Genomic DNA, 1084 nt, shown 5'->3' on the forward strand with positions numbered 1-1084 from the left:
TTGTAGGAGCCGGGCGCGGCCGAGCCCAGGCTCACCTCGGCGGCGCCGTCCGCAGCGATGCGCACCCGGTCGCGCGACCAGTTCGTGATACGGGTGAGCGCCCCCGCGTCCCAGTCCGAGACTTGCCAGTCGCCGTTCGCGTAGCTCTGGCGACCGAAGACCAGATCGTTGTTGGTGTCGAACATAAGTTCCCCATTGGCAGCAGCCGTCCGCCGGGCCGAGCGGCCCGGGCGAGCCCAGCCGATGCGCTGGGTTCAAGGCGAAAGAAATTTATCCGAGGGACGCGCGTCCCAAGCGGTTCGTGGTGTCGATGAAGCCGGCACAGCTGTCCCACCGCGTCGGCGTGATCGGGACTAACGGGTGATCGAACCTAAGTCCATGTTGCTGGCCGGCCACAGCGGAGCGTCGCTCAAGACTTGCAAGCACTTGCGCGGGAACTCGCCAGCCGCGGCCTCAACACCGACTGAGCTCACGGTGCAGTCGGGGGCTGATCTGCTCGGACCTCATCAGCCTTTGCCCGGAACCGCCCGGAGCGTACGAGAGTTCTTGGAGCAGGGTTTGTCGTGACCCGCGTCGAGCGACGAAACGCCGTCCAGGGACTGTCCCAACGTTCCCCTGCCGGCTGCGACCTCAACCCCCCCTGTGCCGCTCCTCCCCTGAGCGAGCACAGGGGGCGGTGTCCCTTCAGAGCGGCAAGCTGCACAGCGCGGACAGAACGGGCGAGGCGTTCGGGTCCGTCTCGGCCCGCCTACTGCGGGAGGTTCGCGCTCCGGTAAGGCGCTAAGACAAGCACCGCCACCGCCGTTAGAGCACGAAGTCGTCCACGGTGAGCGTGCCACCGCCCCGGACCAGGATGGTCATCTCGGGCCGCGCGTCGTCGTCGACGTTGAGCTCCACGAGCAGGCCGGCCTTGACCTCGCGCAGGCGGATCTCGCCCGCCGAGAACGAGCCGTCCTGGTCGAGCGTGAAGCCCTGGTGGCCCGGCTCGTCCGCCACCGCGTCGATGGCGCGCAGCACGATGCGGTCCTGCCCGGGCTCGAAGTCGGCGATCACGTCGCGCGCCGCCCGGCCCGGGCCGCTGTCC

Annotated in this window: 1 protein-coding gene and 1 pseudogene; both read right to left on the reverse strand. The window is 68.8% G+C overall.

Features of this window, described 5'->3' with window-relative positions; translation table 11 throughout:
* Positions 1 to 185, reverse strand: a pseudogene (locus RUMESO_RS02885) (hypothetical protein); the annotation flags it as partial.
* A 619-nt stretch (positions 186 to 804) separates the two neighbouring features.
* A partial coding sequence (locus tag RUMESO_RS25600; RefSeq protein WP_037277992.1) for a hypothetical protein occupies positions 805 to 1084 on the reverse strand: 280 nt, incomplete at its 5' end.

Origin of the sequence: Rubellimicrobium mesophilum DSM 19309, assembly GCF_000600335.2 — a bacterium.
Classification (GTDB): Bacteria; Pseudomonadota; Alphaproteobacteria; order Rhodobacterales; family Rhodobacteraceae; genus Rubellimicrobium; species Rubellimicrobium mesophilum.